Annotated in this window: 23 protein-coding genes; 19 read left to right on the top strand and 4 right to left on the bottom strand. The window is 54.7% G+C overall.

Annotation, left to right across the window (positions count from 1 at the left end):
* Nucleotides 1–14: 14 nt before the first annotated feature.
* The 3 genes from VVR27_RS10540 to VVR27_RS10530 form a co-directional block, all read right to left on the bottom strand.
* Complete coding sequence (locus VVR27_RS10540) at nt 15–1,223, bottom strand: serine/threonine protein kinase (RefSeq protein ID WP_368548327.1); 1,209 nt, start codon at nt 1,221–1,223, stop codon at nt 15–17.
* Nucleotides 1,224–1,296: 73 nt separating this feature from the next.
* Nucleotides 1,297–2,952, bottom strand: a complete 1,656-nt coding sequence (gene murJ / locus VVR27_RS10535) for a murein biosynthesis integral membrane protein MurJ (RefSeq protein ID WP_368548326.1) — start codon at nt 2,950–2,952, stop codon at nt 1,297–1,299.
* A 27-nt stretch (nt 2,953–2,979) separates the two neighbouring features.
* The gene (locus tag VVR27_RS10530; protein WP_251380520.1) at nt 2,980–3,483 is read right to left on the bottom strand and encodes an NUDIX hydrolase; all 504 of its coding nucleotides are present in this window, start codon (nt 3,481–3,483) and stop codon (nt 2,980–2,982) included.
* A 92-nt stretch (nt 3,484–3,575) separates the two neighbouring features.
* Between VVR27_RS10530 and VVR27_RS10525 the strand changes: the two genes are divergently transcribed.
* From VVR27_RS10525 to VVR27_RS10445, 17 genes are all read left to right on the top strand, one after another.
* Nucleotides 3,576–4,991 carry a CCA tRNA nucleotidyltransferase gene (locus tag VVR27_RS10525; protein WP_368548325.1) on the top strand — a complete coding sequence of 472 codons (1,416 nt, stop codon included), beginning with the start codon at nt 3,576–3,578 and terminating at the stop codon, nt 4,989–4,991.
* Nucleotides 4,992–5,098: 107 nt separating this feature from the next.
* A complete protein-coding gene (locus VVR27_RS10520; protein ID WP_368548324.1) occupies nt 5,099–6,079 on the top strand; it encodes an ABC transporter ATP-binding protein in 981 nt (326 codons plus the stop codon).
* Between the two features lie 2 nt (nt 6,080–6,081).
* Entirely contained in the window at nt 6,082–6,978 is an 897-nt protein-coding gene (locus VVR27_RS10515; RefSeq protein ID WP_368548323.1) for an ABC transporter permease, read from the top strand.
* A 119-nt stretch (nt 6,979–7,097) separates the two neighbouring features.
* Nucleotides 7,098–8,069 (top strand): ABC transporter ATP-binding protein, encoded by a 972-nt coding sequence (locus tag VVR27_RS10510; protein ID WP_368548322.1) that lies wholly within the window; start codon nt 7,098–7,100, stop codon nt 8,067–8,069.
* A gap of 2 nt (nt 8,070–8,071) precedes the next feature.
* A complete protein-coding gene (locus tag VVR27_RS10505; protein ID WP_368548321.1) occupies nt 8,072–8,968 on the top strand; it encodes a hypothetical protein in 897 nt (298 codons plus the stop codon).
* Nucleotides 8,969–8,983: 15 nt separating this feature from the next.
* Nucleotides 8,984–10,336 carry a sensor histidine kinase gene (locus tag VVR27_RS10500; protein ID WP_368548320.1) on the top strand — a complete coding sequence of 451 codons (1,353 nt, stop codon included), beginning with the start codon at nt 8,984–8,986 and terminating at the stop codon, nt 10,334–10,336.
* Between the two features lie 23 nt (nt 10,337–10,359).
* On the top strand, nt 10,360–11,052 hold the full coding sequence (locus VVR27_RS10495) for a response regulator (protein WP_368548319.1): 693 nt from the start codon (nt 10,360–10,362) through the stop codon (nt 11,050–11,052).
* Nucleotides 11,053–11,089: 37 nt separating this feature from the next.
* Entirely contained in the window at nt 11,090–12,358 is a 1,269-nt protein-coding gene (locus tag VVR27_RS10490; protein WP_368548318.1) for a hypothetical protein, read from the top strand.
* 21 nt (nt 12,359–12,379) lie between these two features.
* Entirely contained in the window at nt 12,380–12,733 is a 354-nt protein-coding gene (locus tag VVR27_RS10485; protein WP_368548317.1) for a TM2 domain-containing protein, read from the top strand.
* Nucleotides 12,734–12,928: 195 nt separating this feature from the next.
* Nucleotides 12,929–13,234, top strand: a complete 306-nt coding sequence (gene rpsF / locus VVR27_RS10480; protein WP_251380530.1) for a 30S ribosomal protein S6 — start codon at nt 12,929–12,931, stop codon at nt 13,232–13,234.
* Between the two features lie 113 nt (nt 13,235–13,347).
* Nucleotides 13,348–14,025, top strand: coding sequence for a single-stranded DNA-binding protein (locus VVR27_RS10475; protein ID WP_346872050.1), 678 nt, complete (start codon nt 13,348–13,350; stop codon nt 14,023–14,025).
* A 106-nt stretch (nt 14,026–14,131) separates the two neighbouring features.
* Complete coding sequence (gene rpsR, locus VVR27_RS10470; RefSeq protein WP_237203746.1) at nt 14,132–14,368, top strand: 30S ribosomal protein S18; 237 nt, start codon at nt 14,132–14,134, stop codon at nt 14,366–14,368.
* Between the two features lie 23 nt (nt 14,369–14,391).
* The gene (gene rplI / locus VVR27_RS10465; protein WP_251380532.1) at nt 14,392–14,841 is read left to right on the top strand and encodes a 50S ribosomal protein L9; all 450 of its coding nucleotides are present in this window, start codon (nt 14,392–14,394) and stop codon (nt 14,839–14,841) included.
* Between the two features lie 165 nt (nt 14,842–15,006).
* Nucleotides 15,007–15,330 (top strand): hypothetical protein, encoded by a 324-nt coding sequence (locus VVR27_RS10460; RefSeq protein WP_368548316.1) that lies wholly within the window; start codon nt 15,007–15,009, stop codon nt 15,328–15,330.
* Nucleotides 15,331–15,612: 282 nt separating this feature from the next.
* Entirely contained in the window at nt 15,613–16,914 is a 1,302-nt protein-coding gene (locus tag VVR27_RS10455) for a DUF418 domain-containing protein (RefSeq protein WP_368548315.1), read from the top strand.
* A 121-nt stretch (nt 16,915–17,035) separates the two neighbouring features.
* Nucleotides 17,036–17,350 carry a multidrug efflux SMR transporter gene (locus VVR27_RS10450; RefSeq protein WP_346872053.1) on the top strand — a complete coding sequence of 105 codons (315 nt, stop codon included), beginning with the start codon at nt 17,036–17,038 and terminating at the stop codon, nt 17,348–17,350.
* A gap of 208 nt (nt 17,351–17,558) precedes the next feature.
* Nucleotides 17,559–18,713 (top strand): glycerate kinase, encoded by a 1,155-nt coding sequence (locus VVR27_RS10445; protein ID WP_368548313.1) that lies wholly within the window; start codon nt 17,559–17,561, stop codon nt 18,711–18,713.
* 62 nt (nt 18,714–18,775) lie between these two features.
* Here the strand turns inward: VVR27_RS10445 and VVR27_RS10440 are convergent, their stop codons facing one another.
* A complete protein-coding gene (locus VVR27_RS10440) occupies nt 18,776–19,831 on the bottom strand; it encodes an ABC transporter substrate-binding protein (RefSeq protein ID WP_368548312.1) in 1,056 nt (351 codons plus the stop codon).
* Between the two features lie 273 nt (nt 19,832–20,104).
* Between VVR27_RS10440 and dnaB the strand changes: the two genes are divergently transcribed.
* Together dnaB and VVR27_RS10430 are read left to right on the top strand one after the other, a co-directional pair.
* Entirely contained in the window at nt 20,105–21,469 is a 1,365-nt protein-coding gene (gene dnaB / locus VVR27_RS10435; RefSeq protein ID WP_368548311.1) for a replicative DNA helicase, read from the top strand.
* A gap of 176 nt (nt 21,470–21,645) precedes the next feature.
* On the top strand, nt 21,646–21,754 hold a 109-nt coding region (locus tag VVR27_RS10430; RefSeq protein WP_368548376.1), incomplete at its 3' end, for a DNA alkylation repair protein.

The following is a 21,754-nucleotide window of genomic DNA, read 5'->3' as shown; positions in this document are numbered from 1 at the left end:
CTAGAAAGAGTTGATTATTTAACGGAAATTTCTGCAAGACGCAGACCGAAAGGATAGCCCTGAACAATGGGTTGGGCTAACCTGGGTGCTTCGGTGAACTGGATGATGATGTACTTAGTGTCTCCGTCCTGAGCATCCGTATCTAGTTCAACAGTGGTTTCACCGGTAGCGGCAAAGGTGCCAGAGCCAATCTGCTGAGATCCCTCAATAGAAGCGTTGTCAGAAGCGAAAACATTGAAGGCACCGCCAGTGCCGGATACCTGATTAATAGTTAGCGAATTGACCGTGGTCTCATCGAGTAGGGGTGCGGAGAGGTAGAAGGAATCGGTGAGACCACCGAAGTTAGCTGAGCCAAAAGCGAGAGAAACCCAGGTGCTTGTTTCATCGCCATCTGTAAGGCGCCCCAGCGTTGCGTCAGACTCAGCCATAAGCGCGGTGGACGAAGGTACCGTGCGGGTGAAACTACCGTCCAGTCGGGGAGTTGCAGGTTCCTTTTCTTCGGTAGCGGAAGGTGAGGGGGAGCCCGTTTGCTGAGGAGTCTGTGAAGCTGAGGTCGATGTCTGGGTGCTCCCCAGCGCCTCCCGAGTTTCAGTTGGGTTCACCATGTTACCTAGCGAAGTGAACACTGCACCGGCCCCAATCACCAAGACCAGTACCGCTGCGATACCCACAGCCCACATGCCACCGTTACGTTCAGCCGGTTCATCACCTTCGTAATAACCGTCTTCTTCCGCATCGTATTCTTCATACTCTGTTTCAGGCTCTGCTGCACGGGTAGCTGAGATAGACGTAGCGGCTGCTGCCCCAGCCCCGGCAGCCGGAGATGTGGCATCTTTGGCTACCACATACGTATTGGGGGCGCTCATAGTGCCGGTGTCACCGAAGATTTCTTCACCGAATTCTTCCGCTTCACCCCCACCCTCGGTGAGAAGCGTAGCAAGCAAGGTATCTGCACGAGCGTGGGAAGTCACCAGGTAGGTCCGTGCCTCGATATTGCCTAGATCAAGAATCTGCACCGATGAACGAGAAAGGGAAGGGGACTGGCGTGCATTTGCCACCAACCGTGAGCTGTGCTCTGCAGAGGCCACAACGATGGATACCTTGCGGTTAAGAATCTGATCAACACCGTCAAGGATGGTGTCACCGTCTGCGGTTTCAAGTACGCGGGCGGTGACCTTATAACGGTCACCCAGCAGCGTATGCAAAGGGATCTGCTGTGCCAAAAGGTGCCTCCAGTGAGCGTTCGTGATGTCTGTTTACTGAGTTTACCCGGTGGGTAGTGGTTATTGATGTGTGCTACCGGCCAAGTTTTGCCAGGATTGGTGCAGTAAGTGTTTCTAGTTCTCTCACCTTGAAGAGTAGCAACATGGCATAGTAGGCGATAGTCATGACGACTCCTCCCACTGCTACCGTAATGAAGGCAGAACCGCGTGAGCTCCAGGCAAACCCATCAAAACTGTAACCACCCATCAGGTAGAGAGCTGTAGCGCCCACCAGACCAGCAGCAGCTGAGGCGAAGGCAACGCGGGCATGAGTTGAGACGATATCAGCGATACCGTAGTCACCCAGACGCTTCGCTAGGACGCGGTGGCTTAGATAGACCGCCAGGATATTTTGCAGTGCGTAAGTCAGCGCCAACCCATAGATGGTGTGCTGTGGGGCTAGGCAGGAGGCCGCGAAGCCAAGAGCAACGATGACGATTGCCGAGATGAGCTGAATGTAGAAGGGGGTTTTGGCGTCCTCCTGCGAGTAAAAGACACGCCCCATCATAAAGGCGATGGTGAGGAAAGGGCCGCCTAAAGCAATAACGGCGATGGTCTGGCCGATGACCGCACCCGCTTGCTGTCCGCCGCCGCCAAAGATCATGCCAATAGGGCCTGCAAAAACAACGAGCGCTACGGCGCAAAAGACTGTGGCAATGGAAGCGGTGCGCAGACCGGCAGATAGTGCCGCGCCTACTGCTTGATGATCTTTTTCTTGAGATGAGGCAGACATGCGGTTGAAGAGAACCGTGGCGATTGACAGACCAATCACGCCGTGGGGCAGTGAATAGAGCATGGAGGAATAGTTGAGTGCCTGCACACCGGGAAGCTGGATACCCAAATCCATCAGTCTTTCGCGTGCGCCGACGATGTTTGCAGCTACCTTGGTGAGATACATGAAAGCAAGGTTAGAGACCACGCCGGTGGACAGCGTCCATACCGCCAGGTTAGCTGCTGATCCCAGGCCGATACCGCGCCAGCCAAACTTGGGGCGCAGGTTCAAACCCAGCTTGCGCAGGGGGATAAAGAGAATCAGGGCTTGTAAAGCCACGCCAAGCGTGGCGCTACCTGCCAACACGATGGTCTGCGCGCTGGTCCATGAGGTGAGGTTGTGGAAGGGTGGGGTGGTGGTAACGTCCTGAGCACCAAATGAAGTAATGAAGATGATGAGCGCAGCGATAGCCACAATGTTATTGACTACCGGTGCCCACATAAACCAGCCAAAGGCCCCGCGAGCATTGAGCACCTGACCGATGATGGTGTAGAGACCGTAGAAGAAAATCTGGGGGAAACACCAGAGGGCGAAGATGAAGCCGAAACGCTGTTGTTCCGGGCTCCATTCACTACCCATGATTGAAATGATGGGCATAGCGCAGATAACCACCACGGCCGTCACCGCGGCAATACCGCACACTGCCAGAGTTACCAGGCGCGAAATGAAATCAGAACCGCCGTCATCATGCTTGGCTGCCTTAATAATCTGTGGCACCAGCACAGCATTAAAAATGCCGCCCGCTACCAGCACATAAATAAGGTTGGGCAGGGTGTTAGCGGTTTCAAAAATGTCACCTACGGTGGTAGTTGCACCGAGAGCGACGGTAATCAGGAAGGTCTTAACGAACCCCAGTACCCTCGATACGAGGGTGCCGGCTGCCATGATAGCGCTAGAAAAAGCACCGGATCGTGCCACACGAAATCCTTATCTACTCAATGCAGCTTAAGACAGCTGGTGGATGATGTACTCGCGGGCGATGTCAGCGATACGCCGTTCGTTGGGGAAGGAAAGTTTGCGCCCCACATCATCAATGTTGACCCAAGCGACGTCCACGGCTTCATGGTCGGGATCATTCTCGGTGGTGAGCTCACCGCCGGTGGCGGAGAACAAGAAGTGGTGAACGGTTTTATGGACGCGGTGACCAGAAACATTGAACCAATAGTCGATGCTACCTAGGGAGGTGATGACCTCCCCGGAGATACCGGTTTCCTCTTCAATCTCACGTGCTGCCGCTTGAACTCGGCTCTCTTCCCCCTCGGGATGGCCCTTGGGGAGACACCATTCTAGGCGTCCACCGCGGTTGATGCGAGCAATGATTGCCACGGGTAAACCGGGCTCATCGAAGTTGACGATGACACCGCCCGCGGAGACCTCCTCAACCGTGGGCATGGCAGCAACGGGCGTGAACGCTCGTCTCTTAGGTGCCCGGGGAATAGGAAAAGTCATGTCTCTACCTTAACCGATATAAGAGGGGGATGTTCTAAAGAGGGAGGTGTGAGTGGTAACTTGTGCGGTTTGCTGGCACGATTGATAGGGTTATGGCGCATGTTTTTGATACTTCCTTAATTCACCCCGTTGCTCTAGAAGCTGGAGAGCTCTTTGCTGCTGCCGGGTTTGAGTTATCCCTGGTCGGAGGCCCGGTGCGAGATCTCTTCTTGGGGGAGACTGCCGTGGATCTTGATTTCACTACCAACGCCAGTCCTGACCAGACGCTGGCTATTGTGGGGGGATGGGCTGACGCTACCTGGGAAATCGGTAAAGAATACGGCACTATTGGCATCCGTAAGGGTAACGAGATGGTAGAAATTACTACCTACCGTGCTGAGAAGTATGACGCTAATTCCCGCAAACCTGAGGTCGCTTTCGGCACTGATCTGGTGGACGATCTCTTCCGACGAGACTTCACCATCAATTCCATGGCTCTGCGCCTACCGTCCTTAGAATTAGTGGACCCTTTTGGTGGTGAGGCTGACCTGCGCACCGGTATTATCCGCACGCCGGGCACACCCCAGGCGTCCTTCTCTGATGATCCCCTGCGCATGATGCGTGCCGCTCGCTTTGCTGCGCGCCTGGATATTGACTTGGCTCCCGAAGTTTTTGAAGCCATGGTCGATATGGCAGAGCGTATTGAAATTATTTCTGCCGAGCGCGTGCGGGACGAACTGGTAAAACTCATCTGCGCCCAGGCACCCCGCCGCGGCGTGGATCTTCTGGTTGAATCGGGTCTGGCCGCCTACGTCCTGCCCGAAATTCCGGCGCTAAAACTTGAAGCTGACGAACACTACCGCCATAAGGATGTCTACCAGCACTCCCTCACCGTAATGGAACAGGCAGCTGCCCAAGAGACCGGTGCGGATGGTGCCGTGCCAGCCCCCGACTTCGTGTTGCGCTTTGCCGCTCTAATGCACGATATTGGCAAGCCTGCCACGCGTAAGTTTGAGGACAACGGCTCAGTCAGCTTTCTGCACCACGACGTGGTGGGTGCCAAGCTCACCAAGAAACGTATGCGAGCGCTGCGCTTTGATAATGACACCATCAAGGCAGTTGCCCGCTTGGTTGAGCTGCACATGCGCTTCTACGGCTACGGAGAAGCAGGGTGGAGCGACTCGGCAGTACGCCGCTACGTGCGGGACGCCGGTGATCTACTAGAGCGCCTGCACCGCTTGACCCGTGCAGATGTCACCACCCGCAATAAGCGCAAGGCTAATCGCATTGCCGCAGCTTACGGTGATTTGGAACGCCGTATCACTGAGCTAGCTGAACAAGAAGAGCTGGATGCCATGCGCCCCGACCTGGACGGCCAACAGATCATGGAAATTTTGGGCCTGAAACCCGGCCCCATGGTGGGGCAGGCCTATAATTTTCTGCTGAACCTGCGCCTGGATGAAGGTTCTCTGGGTGAGGAAGAAGCCACCCGACGACTCAAGAAATGGGCAGCTGAGCAGGGTCTCTAAGCCATTTTTGACAGTGTTGGCTTTGTAAGGTGTTCCTCCGCTCAAGGAGGGGCCACCTTGCGTAGGGTAGAGACAAGAGTAAACGCAGACAAAGAGTGGGAGCCCCCATGTTAGAGGTCCGTAACCTCATCAAGAAGTACGGTGATAAGACCGCCGTCAATGACATCACCTTCACGGTGCCCGATGGCAGGGTTACGGGTTTTCTAGGGCCTAACGGCGCAGGTAAATCCACCACCATGCGCATGCTGGTGGGGCTCGAAAAGCCGACGAACGGTATGGCTCTGGTTGACGGGCAAAAGTACCGGTCTTTGGTTAGCCCGCTGACCAGTGTCGGCGCGCTACTGGACGCTAAGGCCATGCACCCGGGCCGTAGTGGGCGTGCTCACTTGCGCTCGCTGGCTCTAACCCACGGTATCCCCACCCGCCGGGTGGATGAGGTCATTGAGCTCACCGGTCTAACCACCGCTGCCCGTAAGAAAGTGCGGGGCTTTTCTCTGGGCATGGGCCAGCGCATGGGCATTGCCGCATCTCTACTGGGCGACCCCCAGAACATTATTCTGGACGAGCCGGTAAACGGTCTTGACCCCGAGGGAGTCATCTGGGTGCGTAACCTTGCCCGGCACCTGGCATCCCAGGGCAAATGCGTGCTGATTTCTTCACACCTCATGAGCGAGATGTCCCAGACAGCCGATGACCTGATAGTCATTGGGCGCGGCAAAATCCTTGCTAACAGCTCCATGCCTGACTTTCTGGCGCTGGCAGATAATTCCCGATCCCTGGTCCACACCGACCAGCGAGAAGTCTTTGCTGAAACCCTGACCGCCCGCAGCATCACCTTTGAACCGGTAGACACTGACGGGCTGCTGGTTCAGGCACCCTCCCGCGATATTGCTCGCCTGGGTGTGGACGCTGGGGTTCTACTGCACGAGCTAACCCCGCAGATTGCCACCCTAGAAGACGTCTATATGAACATGACCCGCAATGAGGTGGAATACCAGTCTGGCACCTTCAAAACCTCCGCAGATTCCGGCGCTGCGGAAGCGGATGCTCCATCCCCCTGGGCAGGTAAAGAGACAAAGGAACAATAACCATGACCAGCACAACCCTGCCCACCGCCCCGAAACGATCCTATAAACTCAGCTTCTTTGGCACGCTGCGGTCTGAGTCCCTAAAATTTCGCACCCTGGCAACCAACTGGGTCATGCTCCTGCTAACCATTGCCATCATGATCGGCATGTCTGCTGCCTACGCTACCGCGCTCAACCGTTTCTATCAGCGTGCTCTCGAGACCCAAGCAACGCTAGAAGCCGGTGGCCCCTCACCCCAGGTGCGCCCCGAATATTCCTTCACCGTGGATCAGGTGCTAGATATGACTCGAAGCATTGGTGGAGTGGGCATGATGTTCGGCTCCATGCTCATTGCCTCCATTGCCGTGGTCTTTATCGGTGCTGAGTACGCCACCCGGCAGATTCACAGCACCATGACCGCGGTGCCGCGCCGCTCGTCCATCTATATATCTAAGCTCCTGGTGCTCTCAGTCTGGAGTTTTCTGGTCGGTGTCATCTCAGCGGTCGCCGGCTATTTTGTGGCTCAGCCGGTACTAGACCCCGGTATTTCAGAACAGCTGTCGGTAGGCACGCCCACCGTCCTTAACTGGCTGGGAGTAGGGCTCTACTGCCTGCTTATGAGTTGGATGGGCCTAGGGTTCGGCGCCATCCTGCGCAACAACGCCGGCGGGATTGTGATGGTAGTGGTGCTCATGTTCATCTCAACCATCGTCTTTGGTTTGCTCGCTGAAACAGCGGACTGGGTGGCTGACTTCCAGCCCTACCTGCCCATTAACCTGGGTGAAACCATGACCACCGTAGGTCTACCCGAGGACGCCAACATCAACAACCTAGAGGCAGGAATCTGGCTGGGTGTTTGGGCTCTAGTGCCCGCGCTCCTGGGCTGGTTCCGGTTTACCTTTACCGACGCCAAGGGGTAAATATCATCCTCAGGGACTAGAAAAATACGGCGAACTCAATCCCTGGGCTGATGTGGCAGCAGACGGTTGCTCCTAGTGTTAGTGGTGAAAGAAGAACACGACCCACTAGGAGAGAACGCATGTTAGAAGTTCGTAACCTCACCAAACAATACGGGAACAAAGCCGCTGTAGACGGCATTAGTTTCACCGTACCCGACGGCAGGGTTACAGGTTTTCTTGGCCCCAACGGTGCCGGCAAATCAACCACCATGCGCCTACTGCTGGGTCTTGAGAAACCCACCAGTGGCACCGCACTGATCGACGGTAAAAACTACCGCTCCCTTCTCAGCCCACTGACCAGCGTCGGTGCGTTGCTGGATGCTAAGGCTATGCACCCGGGCCGTAGTGGACGCGCCCACCTGCGCTCGCTGGCAGTCACCCACGGGCTACCAGCGTCCCGCGCAGATGAGGTCATTGAAATGACCGGTCTGAACAATGTTGCCAGTAAAAAGGTGCGCGGCTTTTCTCTAGGTATGGGCCAGCGGTTGGGCATTGCTGCGGCTCTGCTGGGTAACCCCCAGAACGTTATATTGGATGAGCCGGTGAACGGTCTTGACCCCGAGGGTGTTATTTGGGTGCGCAACCTTGCCCGGCACCTGGCGTCCCAAGGCACATGCGTGCTGATTTCCTCGCACTTGATGAGCGAGATGTCCCAGACCGCCGATGATTTGGTGGTGATTGGACGCGGCCGCATTCTGGCAAACAGCTCTATGCAGGATTTCTTAGCGCTGGCTAGCAACGACCGTGTACTGGTACGCACCGATGAGCGAGATGACTTTGCTCACCGCCTTAAAGAACGCTCCGTGGCTTTTGATGCGGTAGAAACCGATGGGCTGCTGGTCCAGGCTCCTACCCGCGATATTGCCCGCCTGGGTGTGGACGCCGGGGTTTTACTGCACGAGATTATCCCGCAGATTGCCACCCTGGAAGAGGTCTACATGAACATGACCCGTGATGAGGTCGAATACCAGTCGGGAGAGTTTGCTGGACAACCGACACCTGGAATTGCCGCCGGCACCCCCTGGGGCGCAACCGTAGATAAGGAGAACTAACCATGACTACTGCAACCCTATCGGCGGAAACCGCCCAGGTGTCCGCCAACTTCTCTTCCCACAAACTCACCTTCTGGGGTGCTGTGCGCGGTGAAGCCATCAAATTCCGCACTCTTGCCACTAACTGGATTATGCTAGCGGTTACCCTGCTCATTATGGTGGGCATGGGAGCTATGTTCGCTGTTGTTATCAACCAGATGTACGAAAGTGCTCTGGCGGCCCAGGAAGCCGTAGCAGCAGGTGCAGCCCCTGTCGCCGGTCTGACCGTTGATGACGTCTATAACTACGCTCGTGGGATTGGCGATTCGGGCATGATGTTTGGCTCCATGCTGGTGGCCTCTATCGCCGTTGTTTTTATCGGTTCGGAATACGCGAGCCGGCAGATTAACACCACCCTGACGACTGTTCCCCGCCGTACTGCCACCTACCTGGCGAAGCTTCTGGTGGTTTCCTTCTGGACCTTCTTCATCGGCTTTATTTCAGCCGCCCTGAGTTATGGAGTAGCTCAATTGCTCCTCGATAGCGGTATCACCGAGGCCGTGACCGTCAACGGTGATGTCGTGAGTAACTGGGTAGCAGTGGGTCTTTACTGCATGCTCATGAGCTGGATGGGTCTGGGATTCGGCACGCTGCTGCGTAACAATGCTGGCGGTATCGTTCTGGTGGTCGTCGTCATGTTCATTCTGAGTATCGCCCTGAATATGGTTGCTGGGGCATCTGAAATGATTCGGGACTTCGTTCCCTACCTGCCCATGTCACTGGGGCAAACCTTCACTGCTGTAGGAGTTGCTGATGATGCAGCCATCACCAATCTTGAAGCCGGCCTCTGGCTTTCGGTGTGGTGCCTGGTACCTGCTCTATTGGGGTGGGTGCGGTTGGCGCTGACCGACTCTAAATAAAGGTAGTCTTCAGCAGTGAATCACCAGACGGTTGATCAGAGCGTTGCCCTTCGTTCAGAGGGGCAACGCCTCATTGCTATGCGCTGGAGCCGCTTCAGCCGGTGGCGCAAAACCCATCCACGAGGCACCAACTGGTTGCTCCTAGTACTGAACCTGGTACTCACAGCATTTCTCTTGATGATTAGTGCCATCCCCCAGGAGTCTCCTGCCGCTTGGTACGTGGCTATACTCTGTGTGAGTAATCTAGCTTTTGGTATCAGTATCTTTTGGCGTAAAAAAATACCGCTGACGCTACTGGTGGTATCCACCTTCACAGAATTTTTATACGGACTAACGGTAAATCTCCACAGTAGTTACATACTGACCGGGTTTACGTCCATGATTTTTCTTTACACCCTCGCAGCTGAGTCCAGTTTACCTAAGACCGTCGCGGGCTACTGTATATCAGTGGTGGCATATGTCCTGGGAAATATCCTCTTTATTTACACCGATACTTCGTTAGAAGTGTCGTCAACGAGTGTGGATGAAAGTCCGGTAGCAACTGTTATTACGCTGGGTTTGATGGTTGCTCTTGGTCTAGCCTTTAATCTGGTGATTGTCATGATGGGGCGTTTTGCTCATAAAAATAATGAGTTCGACCGTCAAGTAATCGAGCGTTTCGAACAGACTCAGGTGCTGGCTGCCAGTGAAGAGCGAAACCGTATTGCCCGCGAAATGCACGATGTGGTGGCGCATTCTCTGACGGTAATGATTACTCTGGCTGATGGTGCAAGAATCGTTGGGCAGCGGGACCGCGCCCGGGCTGAAGAGGTGCTCTTAGAACTTTCGAATACGGGCCGATCCGCCCTTGCAGATATGAGACGAACCCTGGGCGTTTTGCGCAATCCTGACGGGCAAGAACTTAACCTTTTGCCGGCCGAAGGTAGATCTGCTGATGCTCGAGAGAACCTTGAAGACTTGGTGAGCTCGTTCGCTGCTACGGGTCTGCCGGTCACCTTTGACTATGAAGGGGAAGAACTGCCCGCCGACAACAATCTGAGACTGAGTGTCTACCGTATCGTGCAAGAGTCCCTCACTAATGCCCTGCGCTACGCCAAAGATGCTTCACTGGTGAGGGTGAGCGTAAGGGTTCACTTGCCGCACATCGAAGTGAGCGTGATCGATAACGGCAGTACCGCCCCTGAAGGTATACCCACCCCCTCGAATAACCTTGGGTCAGGTAAGGGCCTTGCTGGGATACGCGAACGCGCTGCCTTCTACGAAGGTAGTGTGGATGCTGGAAGAAATGATCTAGGAGGGTGGACCACTCGTGTCCACCTCGTGTGGCAACCGACGGTGCTCTCAGCAAGGTTTCCTCATACAGAGTAAGAAGCTATAGAAAGACCGTAAACATGTCTGATGCTACAAACCTGCGAGTTCTCCTGGTTGATGATCAGCCGCTCATTCGCCTGGGCTTCCGCCTGGTGTTAGAGGGTGCCGGAATCGATATTGTGGGCGAAGCAGCAGATGGCGAGCAGGGTTTAGAATTCGCCCGCCAGCTTCAACCCGATGTTGTGCTGATGGACGTGCGCATGCCGGTCATGAACGGAATTGAAGCTACCGGTCACATTTGTCGAAGTACCTCTGCAAAGGTCATTATCTTAACGACTTTCGATATCGATGAGTATGCTTTTGCAGGTTTGCGAGCCGGTGCAAGTGCCTTCTTGCTGAAGGATGCACAACCAGAAGAGCTGGTGAAGGCGGTGCAGTCTGTGGTTAAGGGGGATTCGATTGTGGCCCCTCGTATGACAGCCCGACTAATCGAAGAATTTACCAAGACCAAAAAGGTCGGTTTCTATATACCTGATCCGTTATATTCAAAAGAAGTGGCTTTGCTGACTCCACGAGAGAAAGATACCGTGCTTGCTATTGCTTGCGGTTTATCTAATACCGAGATCGCTCAGAAGTTCTTTGTCTCTGAAGCAACGGTAAAGAGTCATGTTAGGTCCGTCCTTTCTAAACTAAACCTAAGAGACCGTGTTCAGGTAGCTGTCTTTGCTTATGAGTCCGGCCTGGTTCAGCCAGGCGGTAATAGCTCCGCTTAAAACCGTAGAGCTAGATATCTTCCCTTAGGATAGATTCATGGGGCAAAAAAAGAAGGACAGCGTGCAGTGGTTAGCCCGCGCTGTGAAGCGTTCACGCTCGCCTCACGTGAGGGAGCCCTTAACCACCTCTCTGGAGTTGATGACCAGGATCCCCGGCCATGTGGGGGAACTTTCCGGCAAAGCCGCTGGGGTTCTCACCCAGAAGGACTCTCGCAGTGTCCGCCGCAGACTCAGCATTACTGTTGTTCTCCTCTCTTTGTTCGCAGCGTTCGTTGCGGCCGTGGGCAACTATTACTCTCTGCCACATACTCCTGAGGACACTGCCGAGCGGTACCTCTCAGCCTTAAAAGAGGGCAACTATGTTTCCGGACTAGACCGCTCAGCCTATAGCTCCTTTGATCACACCTACCTTTCTAACTCAGCCTATTCCGCTGCTGAAGGACGCATTGAAGATTTCACTCTTTTAGGGTCTACCTCTACCGGCGGTGAGTATGCCACGGTGTACGCGGAAGTCTCTGTTGGTGGGCAGCAACAGGATCTTTCTCTACCGCTAAAATTAGCTACTCGCACCGGCCCCTTCAATGATCTGTGGGAATTCTCTGCCCCCACCTACAAAGCTCTCACCCTCCAGGCACCGGTTGCGCTCAATAACCTGAATATCAACCAAACCTCGGTGAGTTTGCCAGCTAGCCGCCGGGTAAAATCTGAGACTGGGTTTCAGTGGAATATCCCCTTACCCCCGGGTGACTACTCCTTTAGCCTTCCGGATAACTCCTACTACAGGCTCGTTAACCCGCCAACTATTACCGCCCCGTTGCCCGGGCAGGGCTCTAATCTTCAACCGGTCGACCTTGTTCTGAGGCCATCTCCTCGCATGTGGGAAGAAACCAATACAATCATTGAATCGTGGTTGGAGCGCTGCGAAAGTGCTCGGCGGTTGAACGTTGAAAGTTGCCCCACCAGTGAAACGTACGGTAGTGATAGCACCGCTACCATCACTGATGTCCAGTGGAGACTAATTAATCGCCCCGTCTTTTTTCTGGTGCAGAACGACCAGCGGGCAGACACCTGGCGAGCTAGCCGCTACAGGCCGGCAACCTTTGAAGTCACCTACCTGGCTGATGGTAAAGCCCAGCGAGAAACCATCAATTTTTACATCAGTGCTGAGGTAGTCTCGAATGGAAGCCACGCTGACATTAGCGTTGGTCTGGGCGGTAGCGAAGAGAGCGAAGCTGCCCTGCTGCAAGCTATCACCAGTGAAGATGCCGCTAAATCTACCCTTCAGAAATACGCCGAAACTCTCTAGGTGCAACTAAGGCAGGAGCCCATGACCGGTCAACCCGAACACTACCGCCCCACCCCTCTCAATAATGGAGGTCGTGCGCAGAGCTTTGCCCAAGGCCAGCCGGTATATATCGTTCAGGCTAAGTCGGCGGTGGTTGCCTACCTTTTGCTGATTTTCTTCTGGTGGCTGGGTGCCCACAAGTTCTACCTGCGCCAGCCTTTTATGGGTATCACCTACATTGTGCTCAACCTGGTCGCCGGCGGACTCTTTGCTCTCCTTCCGGTTGTTTTCTGGATAGCCTACGTGCCAATTGTGTTGATGTTTATCTGGGATCTCTTCACCATGCCCATCCGTATTGGTTTCATCAATTCACTGGCACGTCAGCGCGGCTACTAGACCCTCCGCATGTTGCGGTAAAGGTGCTGTGAGCTACACCCAAAAAACTGTGCCACACCTGCCCAAAAGCCTCGCACTCCTGTAAGATTAAGCGAGTCTGTGCCGCACTCGGCCAATCCCCGTTTGCGCCAGGCCGTACGTAATCTCCTGCTATGGAAATCCCATAGCCGCTTAGCCCAAAGGAGGGGTTCAATCATGCGTGCATACGAACTGATGGTTATCCTCAACCCTGAGGTAGAGGACAAGGCTGTAGAGCCCACCCTCTCCAAGTTCCTTGAAATCATTACCAAGGACAACGGCACCGTTGACAATATGGACATCTGGGGCCGCCGCCGTCTGGCATACGAAATCCAGAAGAAGGCTGAAGGCATCTACGCAGTAGTTAACTTCACCGCAACCCCCGAGACTGCAGCAGAGCTGGACCGCGTTCTTAACCTGAACGAATCCGTTATGCGCACCAAGATCATCCGCCCGGAAGATCAGAAGGTCTCAGCCAAGTAAGTCTCTTACCCTTCTGAAATTTTTACGGATAGGTCACTAAAATGTCAGACCCCCGTGTAATACTCAGAAGCACGACACTTATTTGAACAAAATCTTACGACTGGAGGCATCACATGGCTGGCGATACCGTCATTACCGTTATCGGTAACCTGACCGGCGATCCTGAGCTACGCTTCACCCCCAACGGGGCAGCGGTAGCAAACTTCACGATCGCATCGACTCCCCGCAACTTCGACCGCGCATCGGGCGAGTGGAAAGAGGGCGAAACCCTCTTTTTGCGCGCTTCAGTGTGGCGTGAAGCTGCAGAGAACGTCGCCGAGACCCTCAAGAAGGGCATGCGCGTTATTGCGCAGGGCCGTTTGAAGTCTCGCTCGTACGAAACTAAAGAAGGCGAACGCCGTACCAGCATGGAGCTTGAGATCGAAGAAATCGGTCCCTCACTCCGCTTCGCGTCAGCCAACGTCAACCGCAATCAGCGTAACTCCGGGGGTAACTTCGGTGGCGGTGCTGGCGGTTTTGGCGGCGGATCTGACTTTAACCAGGGCGGCGGCTTCAACGCTGGCGCTCAGGGCGGATTCTCTGGCGGCAACGGCTACTCCAATGCTGGCTACGGCCAGCAGCAGGGCGGTCAGGGTGGCTACGGCGCACCTGCTCAACAGCAGCAGAATGCACCGCAGGCAGCTCCTGCCGCCGCACCGCAGTCACCGGCACCTCAGGCTGATCCCTGGGGCGCCCAGTCCGGCGGTAACTACGACTGGGGTAGCGGCGCTGACGACGAGCCGCCCTTCTAAACTCAGCGTTTAGAGGAACGCTCCTAGCGCCCCCTTCACACCAAGAAAATTTATCCACCATCCCGCGGCTCATCCCGCGGGCTCCCAACCAAGAAGGAGCACCACGATGGCTAAGGCTGAACTCCGTAAGCCCAAACCCAAGCAGAACCCGCTCAAGGCTGCAGACGTCACCGTAATCGATTACAAGGACGTCGCACTTCTGCGTAAGTTCATCTCTGATCGCGGCAAGATCCGTGCTCGTCGCGTTACTGGCGTAACCGTTCAGGAACAGCGCAAGATTGCTCTGGCAATCAAGAACGCACGCGAAGTTGCACTGCTGCCCTACTCCGGCTCAGGCCGCTAAGAAGAGAAGGAAAGTAGAAGAACATGGCTAAGATCATTCTTACTCAGGAAGTCACCGGTCTCGGTGCTGCTGGCGATGTCGTTACCGTAAAGAACGGTTACGCCCGTAACTACCTGCTGCCCCGCGGCTTCGCGGTCACCTGGACTGTTGGCGGCGAGCGTCAGGTTGAGTCAATCCGTGCAGCTCGTGCAGCACGCGTAAAGGCTAACCTTGAGGACGCAAAGGCAACTGCTGCAGCTCTTGCTGGCAAGCACGTTGTTGTTTCCCACAAGGCTGGCGCTGACGGCCGCCTCTTTGGCGCCGTCAAGGCTGAGCACGTTGCTGACGCTATTGCAGCAGCTGGCGCAGGTGATGTTGACAAGCGCACCATCAACCTCGGTTCCGCTATTAAGCGCACCGGCTCATACACCGTCACCGTGCGTCTGCACGAAGACGTTGTTGCCAACGTTGAACTGGACGTTGTAGCTGCGTAATTACTCTACGAGTAGTTACTAGGCTTCACGCTTAGGCTTCAGAAGACACCCCGGAACCCTTAGTGGAAGCCGGGGTGTTTTGTTTTATCTGCGCTCTTTTCGAGACAGCTCATCTACTGAGGGTGAAATTGGGTGTTTTGAGTTGAGTTTGGCATGCTAGAGGATATGCCTTCTTCTACTAAAGTTGCTCCTAGACCACGCAAAGCGCCGAGCACCCAGATGTTGATTGCTGCTGCGGTGACTGAAGGAGTTGCTGTTCTTAGCTTGGTCTTAGCATTTACTGTCAATGTTGGTTCGCCGTCCACTGTGTTAGCTACTTTCTTGGGGTTTATGATTGTTAGCGTGCTGGCAGCAACCGTGGCGTTTATTCTAGCCCTCACGGGACTTATCCGGTATTCACGGTACGGCAGCTGGTTTCTTGCCGTGCTGGTGGTCTCTCTGCTGGCTAATCCGGTGCTGTGGTTCTTTCTGATAGGTACTTTCTTCTAATAAACCTTCTTAAAACACTCAGCTTCTTATCAGCTAACTTCAAAGCAAGCATAAGCATAAGCCTGTTAAATAGAGATAATGGTTCGAAAGAATCAAGAAGCGAATGTGTGTGCTTCAGTAACAGGTAATGCTGAACCTGTGAACAAGAGCGGTGAGACCGGTATGGGGGTCTCACCGCTCTTATTTTTTTTATTATCCCCCTCCTGGTTCCCTCTGGTGGGGGAGGTCCTCCCCTGTGGTAGCACCATAGACTGGGGATAATTTTTATGAAAGGTACCAGTCATGCACACCGAGGAAGACCAGACGTTCACTCTACCTCCAGCACAAATTTCGTCACCATCAGCGGCTTCAGCAAGTCAGCGGCGCATGGTGGTTCCTGATATCGCTCGTGGTGTCATGCTCTGGGGCATTGCAATAGCAAATGTTGCCACTGCGTGGGTCGTCATCGGCGGGGGTCAAATGACTACTGCTGGGCGCGTGGTTAATGGCAGCTGGTGGGACGCCCTGGCCATCATGTTTACCACCTCCTTTGTTCACTCCCGCGGCTTCCCGATGTTTGCCACTCTGCTGGGGTTTGGCCTGGGAATCATTGCGATGAGTCTTTATCGGCGAGGTTATCCGCTGAGTGCTGCCCGCGGTGTGCTGGCGCGACGTTACGGTTTGCTGTCTGTCTTTGGTATTCTGCACGCTGTCTTTCTCTTCTGGGGCGACATTATGGTTACCTATGGCTTGTTGGGGCTTGTTCTCATCACCCTGATTACCGTACGTACCAAAATCCTGCTGTGGATAGCTGGATCCATGTTCACAATGACCTGTTTGATGGGCGTGGTGGGGTCACTGTTCATGACCTCAGTTTTAGGGAGTGACTGGCTCTCAACGTCAGTCGATGCAGAACTGCTCCTGGGGTCTTCTGAAACCTACGGTAGGGTCATGCTCACCGGTCTGCTCGTGATGCTGATGAATCTACTGGGTTTCCCAGTGCAAGCTTTTATACTCTTACCCTTGGTCATTATTGGTCTTGTGGCTGCGCGTGAGGGTGTGCTGGCTGACCCTGCACGCTATAGGAAAGTGCTGGTCTGGACGGCTACTTTTGGGGCAGTGGTTGCTGTGGGCACGGGCGTCCCAGCGGGCCTTGAAGCAATTGGTGTGCTGGATACCGGTATCTTTGGGGTGCTGACCATGACTCTGGGTACGGCTGCTGGACCCGGCTTTATTGCTCTTCTTGCCCTGTTGCTAAACGGTGCACAGCAGAAAGTGGACACCGGGCAAAAACTCTCAGCTCCACTGTGGGCACTAGCTGCTCTGGGGCGTCGCTCGATGACCGGCTATGTGCTGCAGTCCGTTATCTTCTTAATCGTTTTTGCGCCCTTTGCCCTGGGGCTTTTCGCACATGCGGGTGCCGGACTACTCTTGCTGGTGGGTACCGGCGGCTGGCTACTGACCCTCGGCTTTGCTTGCCTGCTTGAAGCAAGGGGCAAGAAGGGGCCCTTTGAGGCGGTTCACCGACGACTATCTTATGGCAAGAAGGGGCTGGTCCGTCAGTGGGTACCTCAGTACCCTTCAGCGTCCTCATCTCCACTCTAGATGAAGGCTTGCTAGACTGAATGAGCCTGGACGAGGGAGCCGTACCCGGTCTGCCACCGCTACTGAGCTGGCAGTAAAGCACGACGGCCACTCACCTTTCTTATTACTGTAAGGAGTAGCCGTGCACTGGCTTATTCTCGTCATTTCTGGTCTTTTTGAAGCGGTATGGGCAACTGCCCTGGGGAAATCTGAGGGTCTTACACGCCTCACACCTTCCCTGGTTTTTGCGGTGGGTCTGGTGCTCAGCATGCTGGGTCTTGCCTACGCGATGCGGGAGCTACCTACAGGCACCGCCTATGCAGTGTGGGTGGGAATTGGGGCCACAGTAACCGTTCTCTACGCTATGGCAACGGGGACTGAACCGGTTTCTCTTGCCAAGATACTCTTCTTGCTGATGATCATTTCGGGCATTGTGGGGCTGAAACTGGTTTCATAGCTTCTGCACAGGTGGATTTATGCTGACACACAAACACCCCTGCCATACTTGAGGTACAAGGTTCGAGAGAGCTTCAAGAAACGTAGGTTTCTTGCATGAGTGTCCTTTCATGTGTATGTGTGTGTAGTAGAAAACGCCTTGCCGGCAGTACAGTTGGCAGGGCGTTTTCTCATTAACCTATAGCTGGTGAGCGGGCATAATGAGGTGCATGGATGTTCTAATAGCAGTCGATAAATTCAAGGGGACCCTCAGCGGCAAGGATCTTTCAGAAACTCTAGCTGCCGGCATAAAACGGATTGATAGGTCGCTGAACCCGGTTATCTGCCCTATCGCCGACGGCGGGGACGGTACGGTAGACGCCGCTCTTGCTGCCGGGTACACCGAGGTGACGTGCCAGGTGACCGGCCCTCTCCCGTCCATTGAGGGCCTAGCTCAGGTTGAGGCTCGGTATGCCTTTGATGAAACAACATTGACCGCAGTAATAGAAATCGCTGAAGCTGCGGGTATTTGGCGTCTACGTCAGCACCAGCTGGACACATGGAATGCCACCTCTTACGGGGCTGGCGAACTGGTGCATCACGCCCTGGGAATTGGCGCTAAAACCCTGGTTATTGGTGTGGGAGGATCTGCCACTACCGATGGCGGTGCTGGTCTCATGCAGGCATTGGGCGCCTCGTTGAGGGATATGGACGGGCAGGAGCTTACCCCTGGCGGTGGCGCTCTTGCGTCTCTGGATGTCCTGGATTTTTCCGGTCTTGGCGCACGGTTAGATGAGGTTCAAATCTTTGTCGCCTGTGATGTCACCAACCCCCTGACTGGCAGCAATGGAGCTGCCTCAGTCTATGGGCCTCAGAAGGGTGCCAGTGAAGAACAGGTAAGCCTGCTCGACCAAAATCTACAAAAACTAGCTATATCAGTTGAGCAAGAGCTTAATGTTTCACGTGGAACTTATGCGGATGTACCCGGCGCGGGCGCTGCCGGTGGGCTGGGCTTTGCCTGCCTATCGGTGCTGGGTGCTACTATGCGCCCTGGCACAGAGGTCTGTTTCGAACTCACTGGGTTTACCCAAAAATTGCCTGCAGCAGACATCGTCATTACCGGGGAGGGCAAGCTGGATACTCAAACTTTGCAGGGAAAAGGTCCCGCAGGGGTGGCACGGGAGGCTAAGGAACAGGGGAAAACGGTGCTTGCCGTCTGCGGGCTTAACGAGCTAGAAGAGGACGCCTGGAGGCAGGCGGGCTTTGATGATATCTATTCGGTGGTGGGTGCCGGAGCCAGCCTCGAAGAGTCCTTGGCTGACCCGCGCCGTTTTGTGGAGCAACTGGGTGAGGCAATCGCCAGAGACTACCTCACCGGTCGCTAAGAAATGGGCGCTTTTTGTGGCATTGATGCACCCTGCCCTCGATGCAGATTTGAACGCCGTTCTTAGGCAGCGCGAGTGTGTGCCACTGCGTCAGCTAGATTTTCCAAAAGAGTAGTTTCTTCAAGAATCCAGGCGACCGAGAGCGGGGAGGCGGCGGAGAGGGCAAGCCCCGGGTGCTTGTCATATTCAAAAATTACCGCGTCGTTTTTGAGAGCGGGCATCTGAGCAAAGAGCTTGTTCTCGCGCACTGCTGCTTCTTCATCGGAAGAATTAGTCCAAGCCCATAGAACATCGCACTCTACAGTATCGAGTACCTCAGAAGAAATGTTCAAGAAAACGGATTCAGCCCCGGCCTCATGTTCCACAATGTAGGGTGCATTAACCATGCCCAGCGATTCGAAGAACTGAGGGCGGGAATCCTTGGAGGTGTAAGCGCCAAAGGTGTTCTGCTCCACATCAAAGTAACCTGCCATAAAGCTAGCTCCCTTGATGGTAGGGAAGTCTTCGACCTTCTGCGCTATCAGCTTTTCGGTATTCTCGATGACTTGAGCGGCATCGTCCTCACGGCGTAGCATGGCACCCGCCATTTCAAGGCACTGCTGCCAGCTGGTTTCATAAGCCCCTACTCCCTCGGGGGCGGGGACTACCGGGGCAATTGCGGCCAGCTTGTCATAAACCTCCTGGGAAGTATCGCCGTAGGGCACAAAAATGGCGTCCGGATCAAGTTTTGCCAGCTCTTCATAGTTGGGCCCATCGGTTTCTGAGTAGCGGGTGATGTCATCAAGTTTTCCACCCAGCTCAGTCAACTTGGCTTCGAACCAATCCGTTGAGTCATTACTGTTCTGACCCCAGCTCACCAGCGGAACACCCACCGGAATAATCCCCAGGGCCAGCAGGATGTCGGGGTTCTTCCAGGGTTGCACCACGGCAATATGCTGAGGAACCTGCTTGAAGGTTGTGCTCCCGAAGGCATGCTTGACGGTGTATTCACCACCGGTATCTGCGGACGGTGCAGTGGAATTCGCCGAATCGCCTGATCCGGTGGAACAGGCTGAGAGTAGGCCAGCGGTGGCAGTAGCTAGTGAGAGCTGCAAAAAGCGAGTGCGTGAAATCTTCATTGGTTCTCCTGATGTATAAGGTTTACCTAACCTAGAAGAAACTATAACCTAATTTTATCAGGAAAGATGCATTTGATGCCCTCCCTGATTTGCCTGCCTTCCCCGACGCGATGCGCTGGGCTTTGCTGATATTCACCCTGGTGCAAACAGCCGACATCCTTTGGTAGAAAAAGGGGTTAAAAGCGCACCCTTTATACCTTTTTGGGTAGAGAACTTTCGCGGGTCAGGTGAGATGATAGAGGTTCATCAAAGATCGTTTATAAGGGGTTTGCCGTGTCTGAAAGCCAGTCTGAGTTTGTTCGTACTCCACCGCACGATGACACCGCCGAACAGTCGGTACTGGGCGGCATGATGCTGTCGAAGGACGCTATCGCTGACGTTGTTGAGGTCATTGGTGGCGGTGCTGATTTCTATAAACCTGCCCACGAGAGTATTTATGAGGCCATTATTCACCTCTACGGGCACGGCGAACCGGCTGACGCAATTACGGTTGCCGATGAGCTGACCAAACGCGGTGAGCTGAACCGGGTGGGCGGTGCGGCCTATCTCCACAGCCTGATCGCCAGCGTCCCTACAGCCGCTAACGCTGGTTTTTACGCTGAAATTGTGGCCGAGCGCGCCATGCTGCGCCGTCTGGTGGAGGCTGGCACTAAAATTGTGCAGATTGGCTACAGCGGTGACGGTGAAGCTGAGGATCTGGTCAACCAGGCGCAGGCTGAGATTTACGGTGTCTCGGGCAATAACACCAAAGAAGATTATGTGGTGCTGTCTGAGGCGATGAACTCGACTGTCGATGAGATTGAAGCTAACGGTTCTCGTGCCGGTGGCATCCACGGTGTGCCTACCGGTTTCATTGAATTTGATGAGCTCACCGCCGGTCTGCAGGCGGGCCAGATGATTGTGATTGCGGCGCGTCCGGCCATGGGCAAATCCACATTCGCATTAGATATCGCCAGGTCAGCGGCTATTAAGCACAATATGACCACTGTTTTCTTTTCCCTGGAAATGGGCCGCAATGAGATTGCGATGAAGATTCTTTCTGCTGAGGCAGGTATCAACCTATCTGATTTGCGTAAGGGCAAGCTGGACGATGACCAGTGGGCAAAAATTGCTACCGCCATGGGCAAGATGGATAGCGCCCCTCTCTTTATCGACGATTCACCCAACATGACTCTCATGGAAATTCGCGCTAAGGCCCGCCGCCTGAAGCAGAAGAATAACCTCAAGCTGATCGTACTGGACTACCTGCAGCTGATGAGCTCGGGTAAGAAAGTTGAGTCGCGCCAGCAGGAAGTCTCCGAGTTCTCGCGTGCTCTGAAGCTGATGGCTAAGGAGCTTGAGGTGCCGGTCATTGCCCTGTCCCAGCTCAACCGTGGCTCAGAGCAGCGCACGGACAAGAAACCGCAGGTTTCAGATCTTCGCGAAAGTGGATCCATAGAGCAAGATGCGGATATGGTGATCCTTCTGCACCGTGAGGACTACTACGAGAAAGAGTCCACGCGTGCAGGTGAGGCTGACGTGATTGTGGCTAAGCACCGTAACGGCCCCACTAAGACCATCGCGGTTGCGTTCCAGGGTCACTACTCCCGTTTTGCCAACATGGTGCACGATTCCTACGGTGGTTCGGAGAGTTTCTAACCCTGACCACCGTCACCGCCGGACGCCCGCTGTTAACTTCACTGCGGGCGTCCTGCTTTCTATCTGCCTCTAACGACCACTCGAAAGACCACCCCCACGAACTTCACTGACCACGTCCAGGTTTTTGAGCAAACCGCTGCTTAGATGCGGGTGCAGAACCCCGGCCAGGCACCGTCCTGCTTGAAGAAATCCTCATCACGAACTTTGGTTCCACAGAGTTCTTCATTAACAAAGCGATTGGTGGGGCGTTGCGCCAGTACTTCATAACAGACCCTGTTTGGGTAG

The sequence above is a fragment of the Rothia sp. LK2492 genome, assembly GCF_040946345.1.
Classification (GTDB): Bacteria; Actinomycetota; Actinomycetes; order Actinomycetales; family Micrococcaceae; genus Rothia; species Rothia endophytica.
The sequence above is the reverse complement of the archived record's forward strand: the minus strand, read 5'-3'. Positions and strand labels throughout refer to the sequence as shown.

Coding starts and splice junctions, on each gene's coding strand:
- rpsR (WP_237203746.1), top strand. CDS start 14,132: ATGGCTAAGGCTGAACTCCGTAAGCCCAAACCCAAGCAGAACCCGCTC.
- VVR27_RS10510 (WP_368548322.1), top strand. CDS start 7,098: ATGTTAGAAGTTCGTAACCTCACCAAACAATACGGGAACAAAGCCGCT.
- rpsF (WP_251380530.1), top strand. CDS start 12,929: ATGCGTGCATACGAACTGATGGTTATCCTCAACCCTGAGGTAGAGGAC.
- VVR27_RS10495 (WP_368548319.1), top strand. CDS start 10,360: ATGTCTGATGCTACAAACCTGCGAGTTCTCCTGGTTGATGATCAGCCG.
- VVR27_RS10475 (WP_346872050.1), top strand. CDS start 13,348: ATGGCTGGCGATACCGTCATTACCGTTATCGGTAACCTGACCGGCGAT.
- VVR27_RS10530 (WP_251380520.1), bottom strand. CDS start 3,483: ATGACTTTTCCTATTCCCCGGGCACCTAAGAGACGAGCGTTCACGCCC.
- VVR27_RS10490 (WP_368548318.1), top strand. CDS start 11,090: ATGGGGCAAAAAAAGAAGGACAGCGTGCAGTGGTTAGCCCGCGCTGTG.
- VVR27_RS10460 (WP_368548316.1), top strand. CDS start 15,007: ATGCCTTCTTCTACTAAAGTTGCTCCTAGACCACGCAAAGCGCCGAGC.
- rplI (WP_251380532.1), top strand. CDS start 14,392: ATGGCTAAGATCATTCTTACTCAGGAAGTCACCGGTCTCGGTGCTGCT.
- VVR27_RS10445 (WP_368548313.1), top strand. CDS start 17,559: ATGGATGTTCTAATAGCAGTCGATAAATTCAAGGGGACCCTCAGCGGC.
- VVR27_RS10515 (WP_368548323.1), top strand. CDS start 6,082: ATGACCAGCACAACCCTGCCCACCGCCCCGAAACGATCCTATAAACTC.
- VVR27_RS10520 (WP_368548324.1), top strand. CDS start 5,099: ATGTTAGAGGTCCGTAACCTCATCAAGAAGTACGGTGATAAGACCGCC.
- VVR27_RS10455 (WP_368548315.1), top strand. CDS start 15,613: ATGCACACCGAGGAAGACCAGACGTTCACTCTACCTCCAGCACAAATT.
- VVR27_RS10485 (WP_368548317.1), top strand. CDS start 12,380: ATGACCGGTCAACCCGAACACTACCGCCCCACCCCTCTCAATAATGGA.
- VVR27_RS10525 (WP_368548325.1), top strand. CDS start 3,576: ATGGCGCATGTTTTTGATACTTCCTTAATTCACCCCGTTGCTCTAGAA.
- VVR27_RS10505 (WP_368548321.1), top strand. CDS start 8,072: ATGACTACTGCAACCCTATCGGCGGAAACCGCCCAGGTGTCCGCCAAC.
- VVR27_RS10440 (WP_368548312.1), bottom strand. CDS start 19,831: ATGAAGATTTCACGCACTCGCTTTTTGCAGCTCTCACTAGCTACTGCC.